The organism is Bradyrhizobium sp., assembly GCF_049798375.1.
In the GTDB taxonomy this organism is placed as follows: domain Bacteria; phylum Pseudomonadota; class Alphaproteobacteria; order Rhizobiales; family Xanthobacteraceae; genus Bradyrhizobium.
On sequence record NZ_JBARGP010000113.1, the window covers coordinates 1 to 5,182 of the forward strand.

Genomic DNA, 5,182 nt, shown 5'->3' on the forward strand with positions numbered 1-5,182 from the left:
AGCGTCGGATTACCGACCGAGTAACCGCCCCACAGCAGGGTGACGATGCTCTCGCCGAAATACGGCACGGCCGAGAACAGATTGGTGATGACGGTGGCGCCCCAGAAGCTCATCTGGCCCCACGGCAACACGTAGCCCATGAAGCCGGTCGCCATCATCAACAGGTAGATGATGACGCCGAGGATCCACAGCACCTCGCGCGGCGCCTTGTAGGAGCCGTAATAGAGGCCGCGCAGCATGTGGATGTAGACCGCGAAGAAGAACATCGACGCGCCGGCGGCGTGCATGTTGCGCAGCAGCCAGCCGTAGTTGACGTCGCGCACGATCAATTCGACCGACTTGAAGGCGAGGTCGGCATGCGGCGTGTAGTGCATCGCCAGGATGACGCCGGTGAGGATCTGCAGGCCCAGCATCAGCGACAGGATGGCGCCGAAGGTCCACCAGTAGTTGAGGTTGCGCGGGGTCGGATAGGCAACGAAGGACGAGTGGACCAGGCCGATGATCGGAAGTCGTTGTTCGAGCCACTTCAGGGCGGGATGGCTCGGTTGATAGGCGGAAGGTCCACTCATGATGCGTTCCTGAGGAAATATCTTATGGCATGACAGTCGTGAGCCAGGGCCCAAGGGGGCCCCGGCCTCAACCGATCTGAATCTTGGTGTCGGAAACGAACTGATAGGGCGGGACGGCGAGATTGAGCGGCGCGGGCCCCTGGCGAATGCGCCCCGAGGCGTCGTATTGCGAACCGTGGCACGGGCAGAAGAAGCCGTCGTAATTGCCTTCATGCGCGATCGGAATGCAGCCGAGATGGGTGCAGATGCCGATCACCACCAGCCACTGCTCGTGGCCGTCCTTGGTGCGGGCCTGGTCGGTCTGCGGATCGGGCAGGCTCGACAGCGGCACCGCCTTCACTTCCTCGATCTGCTTCGAGGTGCGGTGGCTGATATAGATCGGCTTGCCGCGCCAGAACACCTTGATGTCCTGCCCCTCGGCGACGGGGCTGAGATCGACCTCGATCGGCGCGCCGGCCGCAATCGTCGAGGCATCGGGATTCATCTGGGACACGAACGGCCAGAGGGTCGCCAGTCCGCCGACCGCTGCGGCCGCGCCCGTGGCGACAAAGAGAAAATCCCGGCGTGTCGGATGATCCGCAGTAGACGATGTCACGATTCCTACCCTTTCTGAGTTGCAGCCGGAGGAACCGCCCCGCTCGACGCCCAACACGTGACCGGGGGATCCTGCCGGCGCCCGCGTCCCCCGCGGCGGCAGAAAACCACTCATTCCGCCCCCCTGGGGGAATAAGCAGTCCAGAATCGTTCTATTGGCACCCTTGCGGAACGAGCGCAAGCCCGCTATCGGCCCGCGCGGGTGCCATGCACCAATTCCGCAGGAGGCGCGGACTTTCGGCACCATTTTTTGAGATTGTTCACATGCAGATCGCGCTCTATCAGCCCGACATTCCCCAGAACACCGGCACGATTCTGCGGCTGTGCGCCTGCCTCGATATCACAGCCCACATCATCGAGCCGGCCGGCTTTCCGGTCTCGGACCGGCTGTTCCGGCGGGCCGGAATGGATTATCTGGAGCAGCTGGATTGGCGACGGCACGATTCCTGGACGGCGTTCGAGGCCTGGCGGCGAGAGGCCGGCCACCGGCTGCTGCTGTTCACGACCAAGGGCGCCAAATCCTATCTGGATTTCGCCTATGCGGAGACCGATATCCTGCTGTTCGGGCGGGAGAGCGCCGGGGTGCCGGAGGCGGTGACAAATGTTGCGGATGCACGGCTGCTGATTCCGCTGCGGCCTGGTCTGCGCTCGCTCAACGTCGCGATGGCCGCCGCCATGGCGGCCGGCGAGGCGCTGCGCCAGACCCGAGAGGCCGCGGTGCACGCCAAGACGTGATCGGATCGAGTAAGCGTAGGGTGGGCAAAGCCGCATCGCCGTGATGTCTCCCCAATTGCAACTGGCCGGAGCGCCGTGCCCTCCGGCCAAGAGGCGAGGTTGTAGACGGTGGGCACGCTTCGCTTTGCCCACCCTACGGTTCTTTCTGGAGTGACGAGTTTGAGCTACGCGGTGAAAGAGATCTTCATGACCCTGCAGGGCGAAGGCGCCCAGGCGGGGCGCGCCGCCGTGTTCTGCCGCTTCGCCGGCTGTAACCTGTGGAGCGGCCGCGAACAGGACCGCGCCGGCGCCATCTGCCGATTTTGCGACACCGATTTCGTCGGCCTCGACGGCACCCTCGGCGGCCGCTATGCCACGCCGGCAGAGCTGGCGGACACCATCGCCGGACAATGGACAGGCGGCGACAACGGCCGCTATACCATCCTGACCGGCGGCGAGCCGCTGTTGCAGGTGGATCACGACCTGGTCACGGCGCTGCATGGGCGTGGCTTCGAGATCGGCATCGAGACCAACGGCACGCTGACGCCGCCCGCCGGGATCGACTGGATCTGCGTCAGCCCCAAGGCCGGTGCCGAGCTTGCGCTTCGGCACGGCCACGAACTCAAGCTGATCTATCCGCAGGACGGTGCGGTCCCATCGGATTTCGAAGGTCTCGCCTTCGATCGCTTTTCGCTGCAGCCGATGGACGGGCCGGACGCGGCCGCCAACACCGCGCGCGCGACCGAATACTGCCTGACGCATCCGCAATGGCGGCTCAGCCTGCAGACCCATAAGATGATCGGGATTAGATAAGGACGACATTGCACGATGTGGGAATTGACCAAATCGTTCACCTTCGATGCGGCGCATGCGCTGCCCAATACGACGCTTGGCGAGGCCAGCCAGGAGATCCATGGCCACTCCTTCCGCGCCGAGGTGACCTTGCGCGGCCAGCCCGATCCTGCGACCGGCATGGTGATGGATCTCGGCCTGCTGACCGCACGCATGTCCGAGATCCAGAAGATGCTCGACCACAAGTTCCTCAACAAGATCGAGGCGCTCGGGCTGCCGACGCTGGAGAACCTGTCGCGCTTCATCTATGAGCGCGTCCAGCCGATCGGAGAGATCACCAAGGTCAGCGTCCATCGCGACTCCAGCCACGAGAGCTGCACCTATTTCGGGCCGCAGGGTTAGGCCCCGAAGTCGAGACCTTCGACTGAACGCGCGCAGAGGACATCCATGGACACAGCCGTCATCGACGATCGCAAGGCCCGCGCGCGCGCCTGGTTCGAAGCGCTGCGCGACCAGATCTGCGCGGCGTTCGAGCGGCTCGAGGACGAGGCGCCGGCCGAGCTCTATCCAGGGGCCGCCGGCCGCTTCGTGCGCACGCCCTGGGATCGCACCGATCACTCGGGCGCTCCCGGTGGCGGCGGTGTGATGGGCATGATGCATGGCCGGCTGTTCGAGAAGGTCGGCGTGCACTGCTCCAGCGTGCATGGCGAGTTCGCGCCGGCCTTCCGCGGCCAGATTCCGGGCTCCGACGAGGACCCGCGCTTCTTTGCCACCGGCATCTCGCTGATCGCCCACCTGCGCAACCCGCACGTCCCGGCCGTGCACATGAACACGCGCTTCGTCGTCACCACCAAAGCCTGGTTCGGCGGCGGCGCCGACCTGACGCCGGTGCTGGAGCGGCGGCGCACCCGGGAAGACCCTGACACGATCGCCTTCCATGCCGCGATGAAAGAGGCCTGCGGTGGCGCCAACGGCGTCGCCGACTACGAGCGCTACAAGAAATGGTGCGACGAGTATTTCTTCCTGCCCCATCGCAACGAGGCGCGCGGCATCGGCGGCATCTTCTATGACCACCATGAGTCCGGCGACTGGGACGCCGATTTCGCCTTCACCCAGGATGTCGGCCGTTCGTTCCTGAAGATCTATCCGGAGCTGGTGCGGCGCAATTTCTCAACGCCATGGACGCCTGAGGATCGCGAGGAGCAGTTGATCCGCCGCGGCCGCTATGTCGAATTCAATTTGCTCTACGACCGCGGCACCACCTTTGGCCTGAAGACCGGCGGCAATGTCGACTCCATCCTGTCGTCGATGCCGCCCGAGGTGAAATGGCCGTGAGCCTAACAGCGAGACCGATGACCACACATACGACCCCTGCCCTGCCCCGCGCCATGCTGATCGACATGGATGACACCATCCTGTCCGCCTACAGCAAGCCCGAGCTCGCCTGGACCATCATCGCCACCGAATTCGCCCAGGAGATCGCGCCCTACGAGCCGCAGGTCGTGGCGGCTGCGATCACCGGCGCGGCGCGCGCGTTCTGGTCTACCGCGGGCGCCGAGTGGCGCATCAAGCTGGTCGAGGCGCGCCAGATCACGGTAAGGAAGGGTTTTGCTGCGCTCGCCGCCACTGGCGGCCGTGCGCTGCCGGACGAACTGGCGGTGCGGATCGGCGACCGCTTCACCGCCTACCGCGAGGAGCAGATCTTCGTCTTCCCCGGCGCGCATGAGGCGATCGACGAGTTCAAGGCGCGCGGTGTCAAGCTCGCGCTGGTCACCAACGGCGCCGCCGACATGCAGCGCGCCAAGATCGAGCGCTTCGCGCTCGCCCACCGCTTCGATCACATCCAGATCGAGGGCGAGCACGGCTTCGGCAAGCCAGAGGAAAAGGCCTATCGCCACGCCATGGCGACGCTCGGCGTCGGGCCCGAGGACACCTGGATGGTCGGCGACAATCTCGAATGGGAGATCACGGCGCCGCAGCGGCTCGGCATCTACGCGATCTGGATCGACGTGCACGGCGATGGCCTGCCGGCAGGCTCGACCGTCAAGCCCGATCGTATCATCCGCGCGCTGACCGAGCTGGTGCCGGTCAGGTAGAGCTTCGGCATCGTATAAATCTCAGGCGCCGCCGAGTTGCACCTGACGATCGACTGCGATCCAGGTGGTGCGTGCCATGGCCAGCAACTGTCCTGCTTCACCATGGAGCGCCGCTTCAGCAAAACGTTTGCGGCCGTCGCGACCGATTGGCCACGCGGTGATGACGCAGCGTTCTCCGGCACGCGGCCGCGCCGCGATCCCTGCGGACATCCGCCCCAGCAGGATCGGCGTGCGGTCGAAGCGTCCGCTCTCCTGATCGTGCGAGGTCGCATAGCCGGTCGGACAATCGAGCGCCGACCACACAAACTCCGATGCCACCAGGCCATCTTCCGCTGCCAGGCTCGGATCCGGCGTCCAGGTCCCGGCCAGTACAACCAGGCCATCGCGGGCGCGACGCACGCGTGGTCCGGCAGAGAT

At 65.3% G+C, this 5,182-nt stretch carries 6 protein-coding genes and 2 pseudogenes; 5 read left to right on the forward strand and 3 right to left on the reverse strand.

Annotated features, from left to right (window positions below; genetic code table 11):
• Together fbcH and petA are read right to left on the reverse strand one after the other, a co-directional pair.
• A pseudogene (gene fbcH / locus WA702_RS05090) lies at nucleotides 1-569 on the reverse strand (cytochrome b/c1); the annotation flags it as partial.
• Nucleotides 570-636: 67 nt separating this feature from the next.
• Nucleotides 637-1,167, reverse strand: a complete 531-nt coding sequence (petA, locus tag WA702_RS05095) for a ubiquinol-cytochrome c reductase iron-sulfur subunit (RefSeq protein WP_425109450.1) — start codon at nucleotides 1,165-1,167, stop codon at nucleotides 637-639.
• A 260-nt stretch (nucleotides 1,168-1,427) separates the two neighbouring features.
• Here petA and WA702_RS05100 point away from each other — a divergent pair, with 260 nt between their 5' ends.
• The 5 genes from WA702_RS05100 to WA702_RS05120 all read left to right on the forward strand — a co-directional run bounded on the left by WA702_RS05100 (nucleotide 1,428) and on the right by WA702_RS05120 (nucleotide 4,765).
• Nucleotides 1,428-1,898, forward strand: a complete 471-nt coding sequence (locus WA702_RS05100; protein ID WP_425109445.1) for a tRNA (cytidine(34)-2'-O)-methyltransferase — start codon at nucleotides 1,428-1,430, stop codon at nucleotides 1,896-1,898.
• A gap of 159 nt (nucleotides 1,899-2,057) precedes the next feature.
• Entirely contained in the window at nucleotides 2,058-2,690 is a 633-nt protein-coding gene (gene queE, locus WA702_RS05105) for a 7-carboxy-7-deazaguanine synthase (RefSeq protein WP_425109446.1), read from the forward strand.
• Nucleotides 2,691-2,705: 15 nt separating this feature from the next.
• On the forward strand, nucleotides 2,706-3,071 hold the full coding sequence (locus WA702_RS05110; protein ID WP_425109447.1) for a 6-pyruvoyl trahydropterin synthase family protein: 366 nt from the start codon (nucleotides 2,706-2,708) through the stop codon (nucleotides 3,069-3,071).
• Between the two features lie 45 nt (nucleotides 3,072-3,116).
• Nucleotides 3,117-4,004 carry an oxygen-dependent coproporphyrinogen oxidase gene (hemF, locus tag WA702_RS05115; protein WP_425109448.1) on the forward strand — a complete coding sequence of 296 codons (888 nt, stop codon included), beginning with the start codon at nucleotides 3,117-3,119 and terminating at the stop codon, nucleotides 4,002-4,004.
• A 17-nt stretch (nucleotides 4,005-4,021) separates the two neighbouring features.
• The gene (locus WA702_RS05120; RefSeq protein WP_425109449.1) at nucleotides 4,022-4,765 is read left to right on the forward strand and encodes an HAD family hydrolase; all 744 of its coding nucleotides are present in this window, start codon (nucleotides 4,022-4,024) and stop codon (nucleotides 4,763-4,765) included.
• 21 nt (nucleotides 4,766-4,786) lie between these two features.
• Here WA702_RS05120 and WA702_RS05125 read toward each other — a convergent pair.
• Nucleotides 4,787-5,182, reverse strand: a pseudogene (locus WA702_RS05125) (hypothetical protein); the annotation flags it as partial.

Excerpts from the sequence above, each read along its gene's own strand:
- WA702_RS05120 (WP_425109449.1), top strand. The coding sequence starts at position 4,022 with ATGACCACACATACGACCCCTGCCCTGCCCCGCGCCATGCTGATCGAC.
- WA702_RS05110 (WP_425109447.1), top strand. The coding sequence starts at position 2,706 with ATGTGGGAATTGACCAAATCGTTCACCTTCGATGCGGCGCATGCGCTG.
- WA702_RS05100 (WP_425109445.1), top strand. The coding sequence starts at position 1,428 with ATGCAGATCGCGCTCTATCAGCCCGACATTCCCCAGAACACCGGCACG.
- hemF (WP_425109448.1), top strand. The coding sequence starts at position 3,117 with ATGGACACAGCCGTCATCGACGATCGCAAGGCCCGCGCGCGCGCCTGG.